General features: G+C 60.1%; 19 protein-coding genes and 1 pseudogene. 8 read left to right on the forward strand and 12 right to left on the reverse strand.

Going from position 1 to position 20,977, the window contains the following annotated elements; genetic code table 11:
* The 7 genes and pseudogenes from ACWGXF_RS18655 to ACWGXF_RS18685 all read right to left on the reverse strand — a co-directional run.
* Window positions 1-325, reverse strand: a pseudogene (locus ACWGXF_RS18655) (hypothetical protein); the annotation flags it as partial.
* A gap of 15 nt (window positions 326-340) precedes the next feature.
* The gene (locus ACWGXF_RS18660) at window positions 341-2,029 is read right to left on the reverse strand and encodes a hypothetical protein (RefSeq protein ID WP_452102252.1); all 1,689 of its coding nucleotides are present in this window, start codon (window positions 2,027-2,029) and stop codon (window positions 341-343) included.
* Between the two features lie 102 nt (window positions 2,030-2,131).
* Window positions 2,132-2,632, reverse strand: a complete 501-nt coding sequence (locus ACWGXF_RS18665; RefSeq protein ID WP_452102253.1) for a defense against restriction DarA-related protein — start codon at window positions 2,630-2,632, stop codon at window positions 2,132-2,134.
* A 9-nt stretch (window positions 2,633-2,641) separates the two neighbouring features.
* Complete coding sequence (locus tag ACWGXF_RS18670; RefSeq protein WP_452102254.1) at window positions 2,642-3,259, reverse strand: DUF6484 domain-containing protein; 618 nt, start codon at window positions 3,257-3,259, stop codon at window positions 2,642-2,644.
* Window positions 3,256-4,155, reverse strand: a complete 900-nt coding sequence (locus ACWGXF_RS18675; RefSeq protein ID WP_452102255.1) for a hypothetical protein — start codon at window positions 4,153-4,155, stop codon at window positions 3,256-3,258. The genes ACWGXF_RS18670 and ACWGXF_RS18675 overlap by 4 nt, the downstream gene beginning before the upstream one ends.
* The gene (locus ACWGXF_RS18680) at window positions 4,143-4,604 is read right to left on the reverse strand and encodes a hypothetical protein (protein ID WP_452102256.1); all 462 of its coding nucleotides are present in this window, start codon (window positions 4,602-4,604) and stop codon (window positions 4,143-4,145) included. Before ACWGXF_RS18680 ends, ACWGXF_RS18675 begins: the two co-directional genes overlap by 13 nt.
* Window positions 4,604-5,101, reverse strand: a complete 498-nt coding sequence (locus tag ACWGXF_RS18685) for a hypothetical protein (RefSeq protein WP_452102257.1) — start codon at window positions 5,099-5,101, stop codon at window positions 4,604-4,606. The genes ACWGXF_RS18680 and ACWGXF_RS18685 overlap by 1 nt, the downstream gene beginning before the upstream one ends.
* A 149-nt stretch (window positions 5,102-5,250) precedes the next feature.
* Between ACWGXF_RS18685 and ACWGXF_RS18690 the strand changes: the two genes are divergently transcribed.
* The 5 genes from ACWGXF_RS18690 (at window position 5,251) to ACWGXF_RS18710 (ending at window position 7,345) form a co-directional block, all read left to right on the forward strand.
* Window positions 5,251-5,808: a DUF6011 domain-containing protein gene (locus ACWGXF_RS18690; RefSeq protein WP_452102258.1), complete on the forward strand. Its 558-nt coding sequence runs from the start codon at window positions 5,251-5,253 to the stop codon at window positions 5,806-5,808.
* 246 nt (window positions 5,809-6,054) lie between these two features.
* Complete coding sequence (locus tag ACWGXF_RS18695) at window positions 6,055-6,321, forward strand: hypothetical protein (protein ID WP_452102259.1); 267 nt, start codon at window positions 6,055-6,057, stop codon at window positions 6,319-6,321.
* 88 nt (window positions 6,322-6,409) lie between these two features.
* The gene (locus tag ACWGXF_RS18700; protein ID WP_452102260.1) at window positions 6,410-6,595 is read left to right on the forward strand and encodes a hypothetical protein; all 186 of its coding nucleotides are present in this window, start codon (window positions 6,410-6,412) and stop codon (window positions 6,593-6,595) included.
* A gap of 3 nt (window positions 6,596-6,598) precedes the next feature.
* Window positions 6,599-6,940, forward strand: a complete 342-nt coding sequence (locus tag ACWGXF_RS18705; protein WP_452102261.1) for a hypothetical protein — start codon at window positions 6,599-6,601, stop codon at window positions 6,938-6,940.
* A 180-nt stretch (window positions 6,941-7,120) separates the two neighbouring features.
* Complete coding sequence (locus ACWGXF_RS18710; protein WP_452102262.1) at window positions 7,121-7,345, forward strand: hypothetical protein; 225 nt, start codon at window positions 7,121-7,123, stop codon at window positions 7,343-7,345.
* Here ACWGXF_RS18710 and ACWGXF_RS18715 read toward each other — a convergent pair.
* Genes ACWGXF_RS18715 through ACWGXF_RS18725 form a run of 3 tightly spaced genes read right to left on the reverse strand, consistent with a single transcriptional unit; the run spans window position 7,342 to window position 12,238 of the window.
* A complete protein-coding gene (locus ACWGXF_RS18715) occupies window positions 7,342-9,621 on the reverse strand; it encodes a hypothetical protein (RefSeq protein ID WP_452102263.1) in 2,280 nt (759 codons plus the stop codon). The two genes, ACWGXF_RS18710 and ACWGXF_RS18715, sit on opposite strands and share 4 nt — an antisense overlap.
* Window positions 9,622-9,623: 2 nt before the next feature.
* Complete coding sequence (locus ACWGXF_RS18720; RefSeq protein WP_452102264.1) at window positions 9,624-10,580, reverse strand: hypothetical protein; 957 nt, start codon at window positions 10,578-10,580, stop codon at window positions 9,624-9,626.
* Window positions 10,580-12,238, reverse strand: coding sequence for a hypothetical protein (locus ACWGXF_RS18725; RefSeq protein WP_452102265.1), 1,659 nt, complete (start codon window positions 12,236-12,238; stop codon window positions 10,580-10,582). The genes ACWGXF_RS18720 and ACWGXF_RS18725 overlap by 1 nt, the downstream gene beginning before the upstream one ends.
* Before the next feature lie 106 nt (window positions 12,239-12,344).
* Here ACWGXF_RS18725 and ACWGXF_RS18730 point away from each other — a divergent pair, with 106 nt between their 5' ends.
* Window positions 12,345-12,596, forward strand: coding sequence for a hypothetical protein (locus ACWGXF_RS18730; RefSeq protein WP_452102266.1), 252 nt, complete (start codon window positions 12,345-12,347; stop codon window positions 12,594-12,596).
* On the opposite strand, the gene ACWGXF_RS18735 is transcribed toward ACWGXF_RS18730, so the two are convergent.
* Both ACWGXF_RS18735 and ACWGXF_RS18740 read right to left on the reverse strand, forming a co-directional pair.
* Entirely contained in the window at window positions 12,593-13,321 is a 729-nt protein-coding gene (locus tag ACWGXF_RS18735) for a hypothetical protein (RefSeq protein ID WP_452102267.1), read from the reverse strand. The two genes, ACWGXF_RS18730 and ACWGXF_RS18735, sit on opposite strands and share 4 nt — an antisense overlap.
* A 15-nt stretch (window positions 13,322-13,336) precedes the next feature.
* Window positions 13,337-19,990, reverse strand: coding sequence for an N-6 DNA methylase (locus ACWGXF_RS18740; RefSeq protein WP_452102268.1), 6,654 nt, complete (start codon window positions 19,988-19,990; stop codon window positions 13,337-13,339).
* Between the two features lie 192 nt (window positions 19,991-20,182).
* Between ACWGXF_RS18740 and ACWGXF_RS18745 the strand changes: the two genes are divergently transcribed.
* On the forward strand, window positions 20,183-20,470 hold the full coding sequence (locus tag ACWGXF_RS18745) for a type II toxin-antitoxin system RelE/ParE family toxin (protein WP_452102269.1): 288 nt from the start codon (window positions 20,183-20,185) through the stop codon (window positions 20,468-20,470).
* A 136-nt stretch (window positions 20,471-20,606) separates the two neighbouring features.
* On the forward strand, window positions 20,607-20,963 hold the full coding sequence (locus ACWGXF_RS18750) for a HigA family addiction module antitoxin (RefSeq protein WP_452102270.1): 357 nt from the start codon (window positions 20,607-20,609) through the stop codon (window positions 20,961-20,963).
* Window positions 20,964-20,977: the final 14 nt, after the last annotated feature.

Consider the following 20,977-nt stretch of genomic DNA (forward strand, 5'->3'; position numbering starts at 1 on the left):
CGGTAACGCCCTTGACAGTCAGGACGTGGCCAGAGTGATTGATGACGCAGACACGCAGGCGCGCGGGCTGGTGCTCAGCCTCGGGCTCTGCTTCTGGGTCAGGGTCGGACAGGGGAAGGCCCTCGGGTTGCTCCGTGCCTGCTTCGGTCGTGCCAGTGGAAAGCAGCTCTTGCGTGCCGCCCTCTGCACCGTCAGCGGGTGCGGCGCCGGTTGCGCCAGTAGCAGGCAGCTCCTGAGTGCCGGTTGTGGGTTCTTTCGCTGTATTGGCTTGGGGCCGCCCGGAGGCAGCCCCTGTAGCCACAGCATTTGCGCGTTTACCGCCCATTGCTGTGACTCCCCTTTAGGCCTTCTTCAAGCCCTTGATGCGAACCTTGGCGCAACCCATTGCGGAGGGCTTGTGCGGGTTCACGGAGGTGAAGTCGCGGGCGTACAGGGCCGCGCTGCGCTTCAAGTCGCTATTCATGTTCAGGTCGAGGAACATGGGCGCCACGGCATCACCCAGGATGATGACGTTACGGGCCACGTTGGAGCTGCGGCCCACGCACAGCAGGTCAGCTTCGGTGCCATCGGCAGCTTGGTAGACATGCTTGGGCGTGTAGTACAGCTCGTACTTGTCGAACACGCGGCCCACGCGGTACACGCCAGCGCGAGCGGCAACGCCGGACGGCTGGAAATGCTCTTCACCCATGGATGCGAACTGGGCGCACAGCGCTTCGCCTGCATACCAGTGGGTCGTGCCGTGATCCATCGTCACATTGGCCATCTGCTGATCGACCACGCCCATAGCCGCGCGGAAGTCGGGCCACATTTGGGCGCGAGTCATTTGCATGCTACGGTTGGAGTAGTCCAGGTCGAAAGCGTGCGGCTGGTTGTCGGCCAGCGCATTCATCATGCGAATGGCTTGGTAGTGGCGCTCTTGGGCGTTCTGCACGCGAATGGCCATCAGGGCCTGCTGATGCACGTCGATGCCCAGTTCGTTGCGCATCTGTGTCGAGCTGTCGATGGTCGCGGAGGTCATCACGCGCCAGGAATTGGCGTACAGCTTGTAGGTCTGGGCGGAAACCAGCACAGACGGAATCAGCGCGGGGGCCTTTTCGTAGTTGATGAAGCCTTGGGCATACACCATCACGTCAGCGGGCAGGGCCGGATTGATCGTGGAAATGGTGACAACGCCGTTATCGGGGTTCACAGAGCCCGCGATGGTGTGCTCAACGCCCTTGATCGTCACGCTACCGGCCAGAGCGGTAGAAGAGGCGCCGGGGTTTTCGTTATCCATGCCTGCGGGGATACCGCCCACATAGATGATGGTGCGGCCACGCAGCACGGGGACAGCAGGCCCAGCGGGGTTGCAGAAACCAACGTCACCGCCGCCCAGGTTGGTGCCGGTGAACTTGCCGACAAATGGGCCTGCGCCGCTTGTGTCGATTTTTGCGAAGCGGCTGGAAGAGGCGTACACGTCGCCGCCATTCACGCCGTCCAGCAGCTCGCCTTCGGTGTAGTCGCCGTAGCTAGAGCCTGCGATGTGATTGACGATGGCCAGGGTGCCTTGGTTGGACTTGATATCCACTGGCAGGTAGCCAGCGACAGGGATGCCCTCGGTCAGCGCGGAAACCACGGCCACCACGGCGCGGTCAGGCTGCAGAGAGGTCGAGGCAGAGGCCGAAGAATTGGAGCCGGTACCAGCTGCACTGTCCAGAATGTTGCCCTTATCGTCGTCGCCAAACAGGGCGGAGCGGCCTTGCTGCAGAGCGGCATCCACCAAGTCGGCGGTAGGTGCGGTGCCGTGCTGGGCGGTGAAGTAGGCTACGCCGCGTTCAACGGCATCCAGCAGGCGGGCGCCGTCCTTGGCAGGCACGGCGTCCAGAATCTTGCCCAGGTCTTCGGGAGCGTCAAACTCCTTATTCACCATGTTCGTCGCCAGTGTGGTGCTGCTTGCGCCATCAGCGCGGGCGCCTGCCACGTTGTCGAGGAACTTCGCTGTTTGGGCAGTCGAAGAGCGGGTATAGATATGGGTTGTCTTTTCGGGCAAGGTTTTCTCCAAAGTGCAGGTTGAGCAAGGCAACGCGCCTCTGCTTGGCCGGGACTTTGGAGCCCCCCATTTCATGCAATGGGGGCGTTTTTCCCAAAACGACTACAGCTGCTCTACCGGGGTTCCGGTCAGCTGGGAAAGCTCAGTTTTTGCCTCTTGAATTTGAGTCTTGAGGGTGTCGCGCTGGGATTGCTTGGCCGCGAGTTTCTGGGTTCGGGTCTGGCGCACGCCTGCGGGTGTGGGGGTCTTCACGCGGGCCAGGGACTTTTGGAATGCCGCGCGGCGGCGGCCCATCTGCGCGGCCAGCTCCTTGATGGTGCCCGCGTGGTCGTCTTGCTCTTTGAGCGGTACCACGCTGCCGTTTACCTTTGCTTCAAACACGTCGCCGGTGTCCTTGACGTTGAGCGTCACGGTCTGGCTGTCTGCAAAGGTGAAGTTGACCGCGCGAAAGTCGATGCCCGCGCGCTTACTGGTGGTGGCTGCCACCTCATGGCTGATGACCTGCACGCCATGCTTTGCAAACAGGCGGGTAATGTCATTGATGGCCTTTTTGTTGGCCGCGCCGTTGCTATCAAATTTGAAAATGATTTGTTTGTTGGACATGGTGATTCCTTAATGTGGTGTGGAGACTTCGTTGCCGTCGCCTCGTTCGGTGTGGGTGTGCTCTTTGTCAATTCGCACGCCGTCATGGGTGACAGAGCCGCCCGTCATTTCAACCTTGCCGCTCAACTTGACGCCAGAGCCTGTAGCGCCGCCAGCTGCCGACAGTGAGCCGACAACCGAGGTATTGGCCGTGATACCGTGGCTGGCTGCCTTTACCGTGCTGGTACCGGCTTCTAGCGAGCTGGCCCCGCCCACCTTGCGGGTTTCGGAGCCCGAGATATTCCAGACCACATCAGAAGCGTTGAATATCAGCTTGTTGTCTGCAGTTATCTCGATGTTTTCGTGCGCCCAGCGTCGCCAGCCCGTAGGGTTGCCCTCGCGTGGCGTGCGGTACCCGATGACGATGGGATAGCGCGGGTCGCCGCACTCAAACATCAGCCAAACTGGGTCGCCGGGTTTGATGCGGATTTCAGTCGTTTCCGCGTTGTCGCCCAGAGGGTTGTTGAAAACGGCCTCGGGCAAGACCTGAGAGCCGTCAGTGACGCCCGGAATCTTGACCCGCGCCGTCCGCTTGTCGCCGTCATAGCTCACAACTTCACCGGGCCATAACCCGCTTGGGCCGCTCATGAGGAAAGCTCCCCCAGCCAAAGTTGGGTGAACTCTCCACCGCCGCCGCTGGATTCGCCGCGCTGCTCAAAGACATGGGCCGCAGTGATGACGATGTGAGGCTTACCGGCCACGTCGATGCGCGCGCCTGCATTGAGCTGGGGCGACAGGCTCTCTCGGGCTTTGCGCCGCTGCACCAGCCCGCGCGAGATATTGGCCAGGACTCGGCGGTCAGCACGCGGCACATAGACCACGGCTCGGCCATCCTCCCGGCCCACCTGGACAATGGCGCCGGTCGCGTCTGTGCTGATCGCAGAGGGGAAGGCGTGGCGCTCCAGCAGCGCGCTTGCTTGCAGCTCGGTACGGTCGGCCTCCCATTTAAGGGGGGCTTTCTCGGCCATCAGCTCATAGATGCGCCGGAAATTGAGCTTGTTGTCCTTGCCCATGAACACGATGCCGCCCTCTTCCTGCAGCACCTGGGCGATCGCCCGAGTCGGGTAGTAGCCAGCATAGGCGCCAAAGCGCGGCACGGCGAAGTCAGATGCAACCACGACTTGCGCGCCAATGGAGCGATAGACCTCTGTAAAGGTCGTGCTCTCCCGGATGATGGAGCGCTGCAGGGGCAGAGCCAGGGGCGCGCAGCTGGCCAGGATGCCGGTAGCTTTCAGCGTGGCCAGATCGCGCCCGTTCTGTTGCCCCTCGGCCTCTCCCTGTCGCTCGGGCTTGATGATCTGGAACGGTATTTTGTCGGCGCCGATCATGACAATGCCGCCGTCCTTGACCAACTCACGGGTTTCGACCGCCGATTTCAGCTCCAGCTCCACCGTGGCCGGGATGGGGGTTAGGTCGGTGCGCAGCACTACGCGGTTCACCAAGTCGCCGCGTAGTGCCCTGCCGGACTCATTCAGAACATCCATTTGTACCCCCCGAACATGCCGCCAAGGCTTGAGGCGCCGCCCAGCCCGTCATCGCCTACCGTCATCACGTCTTCGCGGAAGCATTTGCGGGGAATCTCTTCGGACTCCATGCGGGTAATGTCCGCTGTGATTTCACTGGTCGCGCGCCCGTAAACGTCCGTGCCAAGGGAGCGCGAGGCCTCCAGGCGCATAGAGTTCTGCAGCTCCACGTACAGCACGAACAGGGGTTTGATCGTTGCCCACTCGCCATTGGTAATGGCGGTCGAGGGCAATATGTCTTCGGGCTTAGGAAGCGTGCCGTCGCCCTTGTCCAAGGACTCCAGCACGCTCCAGCCGCTCACGAATCGAGCCGCCTGCACAGCAAGCGGCACCACCTCGGTAGCATCCATCACCAGCCAAACGACTGTGCCAGCTGCTACCCATTCACCAGACAGCTTTTCGAGAGTCATTACATGGCCGTGGTGTTGCCCACCAGCTTGTCACCGAAGTAGTGGAAGTGCAGCGTGCCGCTGATCTGGGTGATCTGCGCGCGGTTTTCCCAGTCGCGGTCTGGGTTGTCCGGCACAAAGAAGCAGTCAACCAAGCGATAGCCGCGTGTGAAGGCCTGGGGTGTGCCTTCATAGGCCTTGGCCTGGAACTGGCCACCACCAGCAATCACTTCTTCCATGAAACGCATGACGCGGCCCGACTGGGTTTCGCTCAGGGTAACGGGGCCTTGCTGGTAGGTCTTCACCTGGGCCGGGATGGCCGACAGCGAGCCCATGGGGCCGGGCTGCTCAATTTCACCACTGGGGCCGAGCACGGGCCAGGGGAACTGCTTGCAGAGCACGGCCAGATCGGCGTGTCCCTCGATTTCAAAGTAGGCATCAGAGTTGATGGACTTCTTGCCCATCGCGCTGATCGTGTTGTGGAAGGCCTTGAGGGCTTCCGGTTTAGAGATGGCCATGGCATCACCTGCTGAGTTGAGACGCCGTGAGTCTCGGTAACAGGAATCCACTTTGTTAGGGCATCTTTCCAAAAATAGAAAACAATTGTTGCCTTGCAATTATTTCTGGATAGAATAGCGATAACGCAAAACCGTGCAAAACCACAGATATGCAGCCCTCTCAACACCTCCAAGGCAGTCTTAGGCAGCTGGCCGCGATTGAGCCGGAAACTATCATTTGGATAGCTGAGAACCACGCCAGCAATGAGTTTGCGGCGTCCTTGGCGGGCTACATGGAGCGCACTGGCGGCCTCACACCGCGCCAAATTGAGGCCGTCAAGGCCAAGCTGACGCCCTCCAACGGCGCCGCTGCGCTGGATGTGTCAGAGATTGTTACGCGCTTCATGGCTGCGATGGATAAGGGCATCAAGACCCCTCGCATGCGCCTGGATACCTTTGTCTTCAAACAGAGCAAGGGTGAGGCCATTTATGTGACAGAGGAAAGCGAATACCTGGGCAAAGTGATCGGCGGTAAGTTCCTGCCCACATTCGCATGCACCAACGATCAAAAGGAGCGAATCATTGCCGCCGCCAGCAATCCGGCTGAATCTGCAAAGGCTTACGGCCAGCGCACAGGCTGCTGCTCTATATGTGGGCGCGAGCTAACCGCAATCGAAAGTATTGAGCGGTTCATAGGCCCTATTTGCGCCGATAAGTACGGCATATGACAGGAGGGGGGTTCGCATTATTCGCGCGGAAAATGACACTTTTGTGACGTTACAAAAATGTAATGATTTTCAGTGCAAGAGGGAAACCGATGCATTTGTTTGTGGCTAAATAACGATAGTTATCAATCGCAAGCGTTTGTAACTGCGAATAATTGCCAATTGAAAACAAGAAATTCAGGTATCTGGGAACCCTTCAAATCCAGCAACAAGCGTAGTAACAAGTGGGTGGCGAGAGCCATGTAGAGAATGCAATTTGTGATTAAGTCAAAGGAAGATGAAAGCGCCGATGAAATCGGGACGCTGCTTTTTGATACTCCTGCTCCATCGAAGCTGCCCTGCGATGGCCAGCTTGTAGAAATTGACAAGGAAGAGCCTCTGTTTCAAGCAGTCGGCCACAAGTATTCGCCTGCACATAGCGCAGTGAAAATGGTTGATGGCATGCCGCAGGTTATTACCTCGGTTATCGCCCCGCCTGTCGGCTTCTTCTATTTGCCCCACATTCGGGAAATCTGAGCCGCCCAAGCGCCGCAAAGGACGCGGCGCTTTTTTTCGCCCATATAGGTAACAAGTGTTATCTAGTAACTCTCTAGGTTGGTAACAAATGACGAAACGCAAAGACAATATCTCTCTGACGCACACGGTTTCAGAGGACAAATGGACGGTCAAACAGATGAAGGAGCGCATTACCGCTTCTGAATCTGCTGAGCAGGAGCGCTTCACCTATGCGCATGCCCGTGGCAACTACTCCGGCGCCGAACTCAACCACCGCTCACGCCCCGCCCGATAAGCCATGACCACCACCACCACCACGACAGACAGCGAAGCCACGCTGGATATGTCCAGCTTGTGCATCAAGCTCATGAACGGATTTTTGAGCGGCAAGTACACCCTGCGCATCGGACAGTACGCGCCTAGATACTGCCTCTCTGGCGAGTGTCCGGTAACGGATGAATACCGCGATGACACAAACGAATGGATGGAGCAGTTTTTCGGCGTCACTGAGCTGGTAGACATGGGCATTGCCATCGTCAATGAAACGCTGGTCTGCATGAACCGCCAGACTGCGGCCATGATGCGCCCCCTGCTTGGTGATGCCTGCGGAGCCATATTCAATGCTGCAAACGTCCACTAAGTTGCATGCTGATTGCCTTATTGCTTCCTCCATCCAGCCTGTATTTCCTGCGGGGCACTGGGACATTGGCGGAACCCTCTTGGAAGTCAGAATCAAGGTCACGCCCGAGCAAATTGCGAACACAGAAGCCCTTTTGGGCTGGAAGTGGATTCCTTACAAGAAACCAGGGAGCGCCGCGCTATGAACCTGCTGCTTGAAACCCTGCGCCGGTCGGGCGTCGTGTCTGGCGAAGTCATCGCCTTGACCAGCGAAGACCAGTGCGCCAAGGTGATCGGCGTCATGAAAAAGGCCGCGCTCTTCCACATGGGGAATGAAGCGCGGCCAGGGCCCTACTGGGCAGTGTTTCAAAGCGCTGATGCCCAAGCGCTTGAGGGCAAGGGATACAAGCGTATCCCTACCCACTAGGCCCCAAGGCCGCCCGTCACGATATGGGCAATATTCCGGTCGCCCACGTTCTGCCCGATTCGTTCGGGCAGAGTCACATTTACGGGTACCGGCTCGCTCTTGGCCGTGTTGAGCTGGGTCACGGTCTGAGGCACCTCTGCAGGCGGTGGCAGTTTCGCCGGTACCGCAGGCGGCATGGCAGGTTGGGCCCGGAATGGCGCTGCTGCGCTGACGCCAGCTGAGATAGCCGGGGCAGTCGATATCGACCCCTGCGCCGCGCGGGCTTCCTTGGCGAAGACTTCGCCGCCCTTCATGGCATCACCCATGCGGCCATACGCTTGCTGTGCAGAGATAGAGCCGTCGCCATAAAGCGATTTGTTGCCCTTGATGACGGAATCAACGCGCGCTATTTCCTTGGCGTCTTGGGTACCGGCAAGCAGGGCGTCTCGCACGCTCATGCCGGGGGTGTCGCGCATTGCCTTGAGCAGCTTGGACGCATCGCCGCCGCCGAGGTTGTGAAATGCGTACACGTTCGCTGCGTCGTCCTTGCCGCCCAGTGCGCGGCCCTTCTCTATGTTTTCCTTGGTCAGCTCGCCCAGCATGAGGGCCTGCAGGCGCTTGTCGCCGCGCATGGCGTTGGCCTGATCTTTGGTCAGCTTGCCCGCCCCCTGCACACCGTACTTAGAGCCCCATTTGTTCAATGCGCCTTGCCAGGAACCATCAATGAACTGGCCATAGCCGTGCGCAGAGCTGATGGCCATGCGTCCGTCATGCTGGCGCACACGGTTCTTTGTTGCGTCCTTGGCGATCGGGGCAGCATCCGCGTTGAATCCGCTCTCAAAGTGCGCAATGCTGGCCAGCAGGCCCGCATCAACGCCGGTAGTGTTGGCCGCGTTCACAATGTCGTTTTTGGCGCCGCCGTTCCAGCGCTCGATCGCACTCTTGGCCACAGACTTGACCGCGCCCACGGCACCGCCGACAACCCGACCCGCCGCCTGGGGCAGACTGGCAGCCGGGGCCTGGGTCTGGCCAGACTTGCCCTGCTGGTAGCCCAAGCCCGCTTCGCTGGCGGTCGTGGCTGCTGCCTGCTTGACCTCTTTCACTGTCTCGACAGTGGCATCCTTGGCCCCCTTGAGGGCGTCGGCGGCCTTGGCGTACACATCGCCCACCACCGGCAGGCCGCGCATTGCGTCGTCCAGGCCGGTAAAGAAGCTCCCCAGCTTGTCGGGAATGCTCTTGATGCCGTCCACCACATCCCCGAGGCCCTTATTGAGCTTGTCCCAGCCGTTCTGGGCCGACTCAATGAAGCCATCCACCGCCCTGAATATCGGGTCAAAGATAGCGGGGCCTATGCCGGTTTTCTCAAGCCATTCGTAAATCTTGGTACCGAGCCATTGCCCCACATTCCATGCCGCGATGATGCCCGCGATAGGGGCAAAGATGCGGGTCAGGATGAAGCCCAGCGCAGCAGGAATCTTGGCCAGGAATGCGGCAATGGTCGCGCCGAAGCCACCGCCAGCCGCTCCCATGCCAAAAAGACGCATCAGCCCCATGGCGCCGAGGCCACCACCACCGCCACCGCCGCGCGGTGCGTTCGCCTGGGCCTTGTTGCCGTCTTTCAGCTCCTTCCAGATTCGTTTGTACCAGCGCTCCTTTTTGCGGTCGCTCTCGCCGCCGAAGAGAGTGGATAGGCCGCGCCCGATAGGTGCAACCGCCTCGCGCACCTCATTGGCGGCAGTCAGAGCCGGGTCAAGCTGGTTTGCATTGCTGCCAATGCTGGCCAGACCTTCCAGGCGTTTAAACAGGCCGCTGCTTTCGCGCAGGCCTGCGCCGCCGTCTTCTGAGTCATCCTTGCCGCCGCCCTTTGTAAAGCGGCCCTTGCCGTCTCGCTTGGCCTGCGCCGCCTGGGCCTTGGCCTGCTGCTGGGCCTGCAGGCGCGCGGTGCGCTCGATGGTGGCCGGGGCCTCTTTCTTGGCCGGGGGGGGTTCTGCCTTGGCGCGCGGTGCGGATTTTGAGCTGCGCTCGATGGCTTCCATCGCCTTGCGCGTGCCCTTCTCTACCGCCTGAGCCGTAGATTTTTCGGCCTCGCGCTGGGTCGCCGTGCTGCTCTTGTTTTTGAGGATGGAGCCGCTGCCACCATTGGCGCGGAGCCCGCCGCCGCCTGCGAGCTTGCGAATGTCGGCCCGGATGGCCCGCAGGTCTGCAGCCTGGGCGCGCTGTATGCGGCCCTGCTCGCTGCCGCTCTTGACCAGTTCGCCAAGCAGGAAACCGGCCTCGTCGTGTTTGAAGCTGGCCATTGTCAGACCCCCATGAAGTTGTCGAATTGGGTGAAGTTCAGCTGCACCTCTGCAAGCCCCTGGTCACGGCGCGAGAGGTCGATGCTGCGGGAGTTCGCCCGGTACCGCTTTGTGTAGCTGTAGGCCCGCAGGCTGTTGGCCACTTGCTCAGAAGCCACGGCATGCACCACCTCAATCGTCACAAGGTACTCGGCGGGCAGGCCCATCGTCCCGTCGATGTGGGCTACCTGGGCCTGCTTGCCGTCGAACCACCGTTTGATCGTCCCGGCTTGGTCGTCCATAGTGGTGATGGATAGCTCGGCGGGGCTGATGCCCGTGGGCTTGTCGATGAAGCCCGAGCCGATCTGCTGATGGTCGCCCTGCAGCGAAACGGAGTAGTTCACGTCCATGGCCAGCAGGTCAAACGCGCTCACGGCGATCTGAGAGATTGACTCGCCGGTGCTGCCAGTGCTCAGGCCAAGGCCGCCCACCACGCCGCCCAGCAGCCCTTTTGCGGCCATGCTGGCCTGCTTGCCCGCAATGTCGTTGACCGCCCCTGCAATGCCGTTGACCGCCGAGCCTGCGGCTGCGCCAATGCGTGAAATGCCGTTTTTGACCAGGCCCCCGAGGCTGTCATCAACGATGGAGCTTTTCGGCTGGTATTCCCCGATAGGCGGGTTTTCGTCAGTGATTCGGATGAAAAACAGGCTTTTGCGGGCCACGCGCATTTCCATCATCTGCGAGTGAATGGCCTTGGCCTGCTGCAGCGACAGGCCGCCCAGCAGCTCCAGGGGAATGCCATTGATAGGCATGTTGGTGCCCAGCAAGTCGCCAATGAGGCGGCTTGTGTCCAAGACGCGCTGCACGTCGCGCACAAACTTGGGGGATGCCGCCTGGGCGATGCTGGCCGCGATCTTGGCCCCGGCGGTGCGCCCGAGCATGTCGCCAATGGCCGTAGGATTGATTTTCAGGAGCGCCATTACTGCTGCTCCCCGTAGGCGTCACCCTTTTGGCCGCCGTCACTGCCGCCGCCGAAGCCTCCACCGCCGCCACCGCCGAAGCCGCCACCATCGCCACCATCGCCACCATCGCCACCGAAGCCGCCCTGCTGCTCTTGCTGGGCCTTCTTGGCGGCCTCTGCAATGTCCTTGGCGTAAATCTTGGCGTCTTCAACGTCCATGCGCAGCACCTTCTCCATGAAGTGCTGCATGGCCTCTTCCTGCAGGCCTGCGTCCTTGAGCATGGCGAAGAGCTGGGCGAGCACCATCCCGGTATTGGCCGCGTCCAGCTGGGTCTTTGTGCGCTCCGACTCCATGGCGCTGATCGTGCCGTAGAAGGAGATTTGCCAGGGACGCTCTGCCGGTAGGAACGTGCGGCCATACTTGACCATCAGATGCACGTCGATGATGTGATTGAAGAAGTCGGTCAGCGCTGCCCGAATCACGCGCGAGCGCTCGGCAGACTGCACCGAGTTGCGGAAAAAGCCGCCCTCACCCAGACCACCAGAGAGCACGTCAGCGAAGCCCAACTGGGAAATGTCGATGCCCAGCCCACCGCACAGCATCTTGGCGTGAAACATCACGTCTTCAATGGTGTAGTTGCCCGAGCGGCCCGCGCCGGTACCGCCGCCCGAGTTGAGGGCCTGAATCTGCATCGCCTGCTTGCCGTTGCTGAATGTGGGCAGGAAGTGGCGAATACGGCGCAGCAGCGGCGTTTGCTCGCGCGCCACCTTGTCCGCAATTTCCTTGCTGCGCTCCAGCATCTTTTTGATGTTGTCTTTGAAGCTCTTGCGCTGCTCGACCGTCATATCCCCCATGTCGGCGGTAAAGACGGTTTCATCAATCGAGTCCAGGGCGCGCTGGCCCACCAGCCCCACCAGGGCCAGCATGAATTTGTTGTACTGGTCTTCGGCGTCAGCCAGGAAGGAACCCCCCGCCAGGGAGGGCATGATCGGCATTTTGTCCGGGTCGTCTTCTTCCAGGGCGGTGCGCATGGCCTTCTCATTGGCCAAGGGCTGCGGCGTGTAGAGCAGGCGCTGCATCTTGAGGCGCGCGATCTGCAGCATGTTGAGCTGGGAGTGCTGATTCGGGCCGGTGGCCACCACGCATGCCACGGTCTTTTCCCCCTGCTCATAGGGAATGACCAAGGGAGGCAGCAGCATTTCGTCGCTCACGATGCTGATAACGCCTACGCCCTTCTTTGTGTATAGGCGGGCGTAGCCATCGCCATAGCCGACCGCGTGATAGGCCGTGCGCATGGCAATCCGGTTGAACATGGGCAGAAGATCGGCTGCAAGCTCCGTTACCAGCTTCTCCATACGGGCGTCTTTTTTCGCATCGGCCTTGGTTTCCAGGAAAACAAGGTCGCCCGTGGTTTCGTGGCCACCAAGGGCCGCCGTTACGTGCTGTCGCAGAGCGCCGGCCACGAGGGGCGTGGCCATCATCTGCTGATACTTGAGGTAGATCAGGGTACGGTTGCGAGCGCCGTCTATGCCGTTGCCACTGAGGGCCACGGTCGTAAGCGTTTCACCGTATTCAAAGGTCGATGTGGCAACCGACACGGCTTTGTCTTCTCCAAAGCCAAGCGCGTGCGCCATAGTTGCCAGCAGTTTTTTCTTGGGAGGTTCGATATTCGCCATGTCAGCTGCAGTTGGGGGGATGGTCAATCACCAAACTGTTAGCCGTGCGGCTCCCCTCACCTGGGGCGAATTTCCCAATACGCTTGTTTGACTACAATTGCGCCCCATGGGAAGACTCAAGACAGGCGAACTGCCACAAGACCCGAGCGCATTGCGCAAGAAGTACCGCGAAGACCTTCTGGCACGCGGCGGGTCACGCTTGAGCACCGATATTGAGGCAGACGCCACTCGGGCGCTGGCGAAAATAATGGCCCACAGCGAAGCGTTGGCCAATAAAAAAGAGGCGGTCAGCGCGGCCCTGATAGCCTTTGCTGCCCACCTCGACAAAGAAAAAGAGGCTAAGCCCCCAGCGGCTTAAACGGCCTGCGCGATCGTGCGCGATTGAAAGTCCACATAGAAGTCTGTGCCGGTGCCGGTCGAATCCAGCACCATAGCCCCTGCCTGCTTGCCGTTCTCCAGCATGTGCGCCAGTCGCCCTGTGCGCTCCAGCTGCTGCAGCGTCTGCCGTGCGGCCTCTTCATGGCCAGCGTAGATATGGGCGCTCCACAGCTGGGCCTCATGCTCAAACGACACGACAAAGGGCTCTACGGAGTCCAGTAGCGCGGTGGCTTCATCCTCCGTCAGCTCCAGGGGGTTCATGTCTGCAAGCACGCGCTCGATGTTGCTGGTGCTCAGGGCGCGAGCCTCCATGTCGTCGTCAAACAGCACATAAACGTCCTTGCCCTCGGCGTCCAGCACGAAAGAGCTGGTACCGACAAACCATTGCTGGTGATAGAGGTCACGGAATTGCTCGGCCACCACCAGGGCGGCATATTGCGGCAGGTCGCCGCCGTATTCCTTGGCCATGGCCTCGTCGGTGTTGCCGCCCAGGTCAACCCCGTGAGCTTTCAGCACAGCTTTGACCGTCCACCAATAAGGCCCGTAGGCCAGATAGGTGCGCGGATTGCTGCGCAGGCGGCCCGCAATGGTGCGGGCTGCGTACTCAACGGGATTGACCCCAGGCACGTTTTTGGCAAGCGCTGTAGCCGTCTCTTGAGCCATTTGGCTGGCGGCCATGGGCGATACCTTGTATTGCGTAAACATGGGGTCTGGTTCCTCTTAGATTTGGGCTGGGCGCATGTGTTTGGCGGCGTCCGGGTACGCGGTGCAGCAGCGCTCCCACACTGCCGCCGTTGTAACCCAGACTTGGTTTTCCTTGTCCCATTTGCATTCCTGGCCAATGTCCGAAGCGGCTTGTTTCAGGAAGTCTTTTGCCTGCAGCTGGTAGCCGCGAGCATTCTTACCGGGCATTTTGGTCAAGGTGTCGCCATTCACTCCGATTTTGCCCTGAGCATTGGGCAGCACGCCGCCCATATTCCCAATCACGGGGTTTGCGGCAGCTGGTGCCGTCTCCGTAGCGGGTTCGGGGGTTGGCTCTGGCTCTGGCTTGGGATTCTTGGCGGCCTCTTCTGCGGCCAGGGCAGCAGCGGCGGCGGCCTCTTCGGCAGCCTTGGCAGCCAGAATCTTGCTCTTGGCATTGTTGGCCAAGTTGCCCAGCGTCCAGCTCAGCCCTGCAGGCATGGCGCTACCGGCGTCAAAGTCGCCCTTGCCTTCGCCCCACTCCAGCCAGCCGGTGTAGAGCGCCTCCACGAATTCGCGCTGCTTGGCGTCGATAGCTTCGGCAGTGTCCAGGCCTGCGAACAGGTCAGTAGGCGGGTTCATGGTGCTGGCAAAGCCGGTAACGAGATACTTGGGCAGTGCTTTATCCATGCGTCCGTTTTCGGTCATCAGGTCGATAGCCCACAGTTTTGCGCCTTGGGCCTTGGCGTAGTTCACCAGGGCTTCGATACGCTTGGAGCCGCCAATATACAAGCCGGTTTGCACGTCACGGTTTGCCTCAAAGCGCACGCTATCGGATGCATCGGGCAGGAACTCCAGCCAGTCGGTGTCCTTTTGCTCCTGTAGCAGCTTGCGGTAAAGCGGGCTGCCCTTGTCGTCCATCGTGGGGTCAAGCGGATAGGGAAACAGGGGGCTTGGCAGGCCGATGCTGGTGCGGCTGGCCCGTGTCTTGGCCACCACCTTGCGCAGCGCCGCTACCTCGGGAATGAAGGCCGTCAGCATGCGGCTGCGCTCTTCTTTGCTCAAGCCGTTGGTGCTAGCCAGCTCTCGCGCGTCTTCAATTTCGGCGGCCTTGGCGGCCAGTTCGGCATAACCTGCTTGGCCAAGGACAACGCGGCGTTTGGTGTCACGGCTCATAAACGCCTGAATCGTGCCCGAATACTTGGCGCTGCCTGCTGCGCTGGCCAGCTGGGTACCTTGGGCTGTAACGCCCCAGACCATGCCTGCCGCGTCTTCAATCAGCATTCCCGTGACCAGGATTTCGCCACCGTAGGTAGAAAACTCGCCCGCTTTGATGCTGGCAGCCATGGCCACCGGCATTGCGCCCTTTTCCTCTTCGCCAATCTTGGTGAACAGGGCCAGGGCCTCATTCATGATGGCGTTAGCGGTGGCGGTTTCAACGTGCCAGTCTTCAAACAGCGCCGCGTCTTCATTGATGACCTTGAGGCCGCTTGTGGTCGATTCCCACTGCTTGCGGCGGGCCTGCTTGGTGTCCTTGAGGTAAGCCCATGGCAGCAGCTCTTCGGCCTTCATAGGGCTGCCGTAGCCGTACTTCTTGAACTCGCAGGCCTCGACCAGCGAGACGGACAGGCTCGACAGGCGCGAATCCAGCTCAGCAATGGTGGCCTGCAGGCGCAGTAGGCTATCAGGGCGCATCTTGCCGGTAGAGCGGTTGCGCAGGCTCATGACCTTTTCGGCAATTTCGTAGAACTCCATGGAGCGTGCCATAGCCCATTGCCGTGCGTTGGTGTTTTTGCGCAGGAACTCCTTTTGAGATTGCACGGTTTGCACGGCAACTGTCTGGCGTTGGCGGGCATTCTCGGCGCGCATCAAGGCTTCGCGCAGCTTGGCGCGCTCTTGAATCTGGCTCAGCATGCCCTCGTCGCCCATGGATTCGATCATCGCGTCCATTTGCTCGTCGGTAATGCCTTGCTCCACGCTCACTTCATTGGAGCCGTGCTCGCTCATGACCGCGCCAATCCAATCGGCCTTGGCGTTGGTGATGTTGCGCTTGTACTTGTCGAATGTGCCGTCTGCGTCGTACAGGTAAATGTTGACCAGGGCCGTTGTATTGCCTTGGCGAGCGCCGCGCCCGTTGCGCTGGTGCTGGCTGTCTGGCGTCCAGCCGATAGTCAAGTGGTGAATGGCTTGGGTGCCCTTCTGCAAGTTAATGCCCACCTCGGCCTTTTTGTTGGCCACGATCAGCTCATAGCGGTTGCCCTCGCCCTCTTCGTTGAAGCCGTCCTGAATGTCTTGCATCTGGGCCGGGTCGGTGATGGCCTTGGCATTGACAATGGCGATCTTGGCCAGGGGGATGCCGGTTTCTTTGGACAGGATGCGGCGCAGCTTCATGTGCGTGCCCAGCGTGTCGCAGAAGACGATTTGCTTGACCAAGCCGGACTTGCTGCGGGGCGCGGCGCGCTCTGCCTTGACGTTGGCCACCAGGGCTGCGATCTTGGCTGAGATACGGCACTCCAGGGGCACGCCCATCTTTTCGGCCAGGGCCTCAAAAGCGGCCTGAGCCTTGAAATCGGTCGTGTCCAGCACAATTCGGCCATCGGGGGCCAGCTTCGCTTTCACAGCGATGCGATACAGCACCTCGTCACCGTCTTGGCTCTTGACGGTAATGGTGCCCTTCACGTCTTCGGGTGCCGTCCAGGGGCCAGGGCGGGCGCGCTTTTCCTCGCGCTTGACCTTGTTGTAAGCGTCGATCAGCTTTTCTGCCTGCGCCTTATTGGGGGTGCTGTAGAAGCTCGCGCGCTCGTCCAGCTCTGGGTCAACGATGAGGTTGCTCATCTTGATGGACAGATTGAACGGGTGAGCGATCAGCTCGGGCGGCTCACCCAGGCGGGCTTGCACGCGGGCCAGAGCCTCCATTTCCTCTTCGGTCGGCTCTTCTGCGTTCTTGGCCGCCATGCCTGTCACAAACTTGGCCGCGCGGTAGGCCATCTTGTAGTCTTCCAGGCGGGCCAGCACATCAGCGGGCAGCTGCACTGCCGTGGGAATCTCCAGCTTGTCGGGCTGCTTGAAGCGATCGCCCTGCACGTCTTCTGCGGTCTTGATGGTGGCCACCGCAGAGATTGCCGATCGCAGCAGCGTGACGTTCTGCAGGCCGGTGAAAACGCGATAGTTCTTGTACTGGCCGTCAATGGTCACGTCTTCATATTCATCCATGACGCACATCGCATTCATGAATTCATCAGCGCCCTTGACGCCCAGGCAGATACCGTTGATGCGCTCTTCCCCTGCGGCCATGCACAGCATGGAGTAAATCTCCAGCGGGCTATTGGTCACGGGGGTGGCCGTGAGGGGCATCACACCGTCTTGGGCCTTGCTCAAGCCTCGGACGTACCAGGACTTCATTTGCATGTCCAAGCCGCGCGCCGAGGCCTCGCCAATGGACAGGAACCGGCCACCAGAGAAATCCATGGTGTTTTTGGAGTTCTTGTAGCCGTGGGCCTCGTCGGAAATGAGCGAGTCAATGCCCATGTCTTCAAAGAACGGGATGGCATTGCTCTTGGTGCTGGATGCCGTGGTCAGGTCGGCCAGACGGCCTTCGGCGCGCTCGCGGTCTTTCTTCTTGTCGCCCGCGCTGAATGCGCTATCTACCGTGGTCATGTGCCACTCATAGGCGTCAATGGTTGCGTCCTTGAGCGGGATTTGGCCAAAGGCTTCCATGGTGCAATAAATCTTGGAGTGCTTGCCCTCCAGAATGCGGGTGAAGTCGCTTGCGTACAGAGCTGGATTTACCGTGTCTTCGCCCTTGCGGTCTTGGGTCATGCCCACAAACAGGCATTGCGCCATAGTGGCTTCGTCGTAGGCGCGCATTGCTTCGCGCTTCCAGTTCGATAGCACCGTGTTGGGCAGCACGAACATGGTTTTCTTTTTCACGCCGATAGACTGGATGTGCTGGGCGACAGCCAGGGCCGTGAAGGTCTTGCCCAGGCCCACGTCAAAGCCCAGGATGCCGGACATTCGGCGGCCCATCTTGCGGGTGAAGGCGTTCTGATACCCGTGCAGCAGCAGCGGCTCGCCCGTTACCGGGTCAATGGTGCGCATGCCGGGGATATTCAGCGGCGCGTCATCGTCAACCTCGCGGAAATACAGCGATTCGGGCGCGTTGGCCTTGGCATTGAGGCGCTCCATGATGGCCGGGGAGGCCTTGGCGTAGGTGTCGAACTGGGTATTGAGGCGCGCTGCCAGCTTGCGCAGCTGCGATAGGGCTTCCTTGTCCGAGATAGGCAGCTGCTTGCCCTGCAGGGTCAGGGAGCGCACGCCTCGACCGCCAGCATCACCAGACACATAGGCCGCGATACGCGAGCACAAGGCCTCTTCAATCGTGTCCTGCTTGCCCTCATAGACGATGTACGGCTGGCCCTCGTTGTTGATGGATGCCGCAAAGCCGGGGTGCAGGAACCGGCGCAGGAACTCGGCTTTCTCTTCCATCGTCATGAACGGGGAAAAGAGGTTGTAGCGCATGGCCTTGGGGTCAACGCGCAGCACGCGGCCCATGGCGTTTTCACGGTCGCGCAGCATCTTGGCTTTGACCGCCTCGTCGGTTTCAGCCTGAATGCGCAGGTCAAGTGTCTGCAGGGCGTCGTCCAGGCGGCCTACAAAGAAGTCATCAGCGCGCATGGCCTTGTGGCCACCGGGAAGGATTACCCAGTCGTCAGACTCCAGGACGTTGAAGCCTTCGCCCATGATCTTTTGGACTTCGGCCACATCCATCTGCAGGCCTTGGCGGTACCGCAGGGCCAGAATCTGAGAGGCTTCGTCAGAGGCTGCCGCGTTAGTGGCTACTTCGCCCGTATTGCCAAGCCAGTAAGCCGCAAACCCGTTGCGCTTGTTATAGGTCAGGCGGGCTTTCTGGAATGCCGATTTCAGGTCGCCGGGGAAGTTGGACGGGGCCTTGCGGCAAGTCGTCCAGGTCTGCTCAAGCGCTTTGCTCAGGGCCGGATATTCAGCCTGATACTTGAATCCGGCAGTTTGTGCATGAGCGTTGGCTACGTCGATAGTGGCCAGACCTGCGCAGCAAGCGCTCCAGAGCAGGCCTTGAGCGCCATCCTCTTGCTTGCCGACAGCGGGCAGCACCTTGGCCAGCCAAATCGGCGTATCCAGCATGCGGCCTGTGTCCTGCAGCATCTTGGCGTAGGCCTGAGCACGATCCAGGGTGATGCCGTCATTGACGGCGGCCAGGGGCGTTGCCAGGGAGCTTGCCAGGGCTTCCAGGCCGGATGTGTCTTGGCCAGCGCCGACAGGAACCCAAACGCCGTCGCGCATTTCGAGTGTCTGGCCAGCGAGCACGATGGAGTCGCCGTTGTTGTACGCGATGGGCTCAGTCTCGGTCGCGTCCAGCAGCTTCCAATCCACGCGCGAGCCGGGGAACTTGCGCAGCAGCTTCGCAATGTTGGGGACGGACTGGTCAGAGATAACGCGGTCTACGTCGCGGTACTTGGTCGGGTCTTTCGCCTGGAACTCGCCCAGCACAAAGCGCTTGCCTTCGCCCTGGAAGTAATGGCCTTGGATGAATTCGCCCCACAGCACATTGGCCTGAATGAGCGTTTCCGGTGACTGGGCCATCAGCTCTTCAATCTTGGTCGTGGCGTCCGCGCCGTATTTGCGGAAGACCACCACGTCCGTGATGGTGTCAGCCTCGGCGTTCCCAAAAACGCTATTGGGCAGGCGGTACGCGCCCAGAAACTCGGCCATCTGGCTCAGGGCCATGCGCAGCTTTTCGGACTTGCCGCCCTTCTCGCTGACCACGCGCGGGGGCACGATGAATGCCGCGAGGCCGCCGTGCTTGAGCTTTTCCAGCGAGCGGCACATGAAATACCACTCCAGGGACTCGCCGCGATGCTTGGGGTCAAAGTTCTTGTTGCGGCCTCGGTCGGCGTTGGAGCCAAAGGGCACGTTGGTGACAACCGCGTCATAGGTGCCGTCTTCGGTGCGGCTGGCCACGGCCTCAAAGGGGCTGACGATGGCGTGATAGGCAGGGCCGCCGTTGACCAGCTGATTGATGCGGCCCGAAGTCTCATTCAGTTCAATGGACTCTACGGCGGTATTGCCGGGAGCGGTCGCGCCAAAGATGCCAGTACCGGCGCACGGGTCAAGCATCTTGCCGCCCTTGTAGCCCAGCTCGCCCAGCAGGCTCCACACGCCATCAGCGATAGGCTTGGGGGTGTAATACTCATAGGCGCTGCCCTGCAGGCCATCAGCGCCTGTCAGGTTGCCGCCAGTGCCAGAATAGGCGGCCAGCTCCGCTTTGAGTGCGGGCGTGAGGTTGGCGGCGTCCAGTTCGCCGCTGTCGATCTGGCGCAGTATTTCAAGGGCGCGAGCGTTGGCCTTCTTCCGCTGGCCGTGCGTCACCTTGTCGGCGTATTCGTAGTGCTGGCTGGTGTCGGCGCGCGGCTCTTCGGGCAGCTCCGGGGTCTGGCCAGCGTCAAACGCGGCAGCGGCCCGCTTTCCTGCGTCAATGTCGATGCCCAGTGCGCGCAAGGCCTGCATCATCTTGGCGGCCAAGCCCGCCAGCTTGACCACGTACAGCGGCACTCCCGGCTGCAAGCCGTTGAATTCCTTGACCAGTAGCGTCAACTGGGCCTGTGTTTTGAGGCGCTCCAAGAATGTGATGGGAGCGCTGGTTGGGGGGTTCTGCATTTGACCTTTCCGCAGTGGGTTTCACACGCGCGGAACTGTCGTGCGGCAGGGGTCGATGGAGAGGGGCGTTTTTCCCGATGCGGGTGTCGTTGGCGTCTTGTCGTTTGTCGTTTGTCGTTTGTCGTTTTTGTGTTGTCGCTCCTCGTTTGTCGTGGTACAATAAACGCATGCCAACAACAACGAAGGAGGTCTATGGCGATTCAGACATTCAAGTGCAAGGCGACAGCCGAACTGTTTCACACGGGCAAATCGGTAAAGTTTGCCGCGATAGCGAAGCCAGCGATGCTTCGCTTGGGGTTCCTCGATGGAGCGACAGCGCTCCATGATTTGAAGCTGCCACCCAGCAACAAATTGCACCCCATGACAAAAGAAAAAGAACGAATTGGTCAGCATGCAATTCGCATTAATGACAAATTCCGAATCTGCTTCATTTGGGGTGTCTCTGGCCCCGAAGAGGTAGAGATAGTGGACTACCACTAAGAAGAAAAAACCCCCCTCAGAAATGAGGGGGGGACAGAGATAGTTAGAAGTAATTTATATACGCTAGACCCATATCGGGAATCCGTAAGCTAAGTGCCGAATGCTCAATCGAGCTAGGCCGCGAAAAGGAGCTTATATGTCGAAAGAAAAGATGATTAAAGCAGGTCGCAATGGCATGCCGCCCATCCATCCGGGCGAAATATTGAAAGAGCTGTACCTAGAGCCATCCGGCTTGTCGGTTAACAAACTGGCTTTGCGCATGGGCGTGACAGCAACGCGCATGAATCAAGTGGTACGCGGCGAGCGCGGCATCACTGCTGATACCGCACTGCGTTTGGCAAAGGTTTTTGGCACAACTGCACAACTGTGGCTGAACCTGCAAAATACCTATGAAGTGCGTCTGATTGAAACATCGGATGATGAATCTATATCTCGCCTTCAACCGTTCACCGCGAAAGAGCTTCATATGGAGCTTGAGGAAGAATTCGCGTAATCCTTGCACTTTGA

The organism is Comamonas sp. HJ-2 (assembly GCF_053615495.1).

Bases quoted from the DNA above. Each gene is read 5' to 3' on its own strand.
- ACWGXF_RS18705 (WP_452102261.1), top strand. From the start codon at position 6,599: ATGACCACCACCACCACCACGACAGACAGCGAAGCCACGCTGGATATG.
- ACWGXF_RS18725 (WP_452102265.1), bottom strand. From the start codon at position 12,238: ATGGCGAATATCGAACCTCCCAAGAAAAAACTGCTGGCAACTATGGCG.
- ACWGXF_RS18665 (WP_452102253.1), bottom strand. From the start codon at position 2,632: ATGTCCAACAAACAAATCATTTTCAAATTTGATAGCAACGGCGCGGCC.
- ACWGXF_RS18675 (WP_452102255.1), bottom strand. From the start codon at position 4,155: ATGGATGTTCTGAATGAGTCCGGCAGGGCACTACGCGGCGACTTGGTG.
- ACWGXF_RS18750 (WP_452102270.1), top strand. From the start codon at position 20,607: ATGTCGAAAGAAAAGATGATTAAAGCAGGTCGCAATGGCATGCCGCCC.
- ACWGXF_RS18695 (WP_452102259.1), top strand. From the start codon at position 6,055: ATGCAATTTGTGATTAAGTCAAAGGAAGATGAAAGCGCCGATGAAATC.
- ACWGXF_RS18690 (WP_452102258.1), top strand. From the start codon at position 5,251: ATGCAGCCCTCTCAACACCTCCAAGGCAGTCTTAGGCAGCTGGCCGCG.
- ACWGXF_RS18745 (WP_452102269.1), top strand. From the start codon at position 20,183: ATGGCGATTCAGACATTCAAGTGCAAGGCGACAGCCGAACTGTTTCAC.
- ACWGXF_RS18730 (WP_452102266.1), top strand. From the start codon at position 12,345: ATGGGAAGACTCAAGACAGGCGAACTGCCACAAGACCCGAGCGCATTG.
- ACWGXF_RS18720 (WP_452102264.1), bottom strand. From the start codon at position 10,580: ATGGCGCTCCTGAAAATCAATCCTACGGCCATTGGCGACATGCTCGGG.
- ACWGXF_RS18710 (WP_452102262.1), top strand. From the start codon at position 7,121: ATGAACCTGCTGCTTGAAACCCTGCGCCGGTCGGGCGTCGTGTCTGGC.
- ACWGXF_RS18680 (WP_452102256.1), bottom strand. From the start codon at position 4,604: ATGACTCTCGAAAAGCTGTCTGGTGAATGGGTAGCAGCTGGCACAGTC.
- ACWGXF_RS18735 (WP_452102267.1), bottom strand. From the start codon at position 13,321: ATGTTTACGCAATACAAGGTATCGCCCATGGCCGCCAGCCAAATGGCT.
- ACWGXF_RS18685 (WP_452102257.1), bottom strand. From the start codon at position 5,101: ATGGCCATCTCTAAACCGGAAGCCCTCAAGGCCTTCCACAACACGATC.
- ACWGXF_RS18700 (WP_452102260.1), top strand. From the start codon at position 6,410: ATGACGAAACGCAAAGACAATATCTCTCTGACGCACACGGTTTCAGAG.
- ACWGXF_RS18670 (WP_452102254.1), bottom strand. From the start codon at position 3,259: ATGAGCGGCCCAAGCGGGTTATGGCCCGGTGAAGTTGTGAGCTATGAC.
- ACWGXF_RS18740 (WP_452102268.1), bottom strand. From the start codon at position 19,990: ATGCAGAACCCCCCAACCAGCGCTCCCATCACATTCTTGGAGCGCCTC.
- ACWGXF_RS18715 (WP_452102263.1), bottom strand. From the start codon at position 9,621: ATGGCCAGCTTCAAACACGACGAGGCCGGTTTCCTGCTTGGCGAACTG.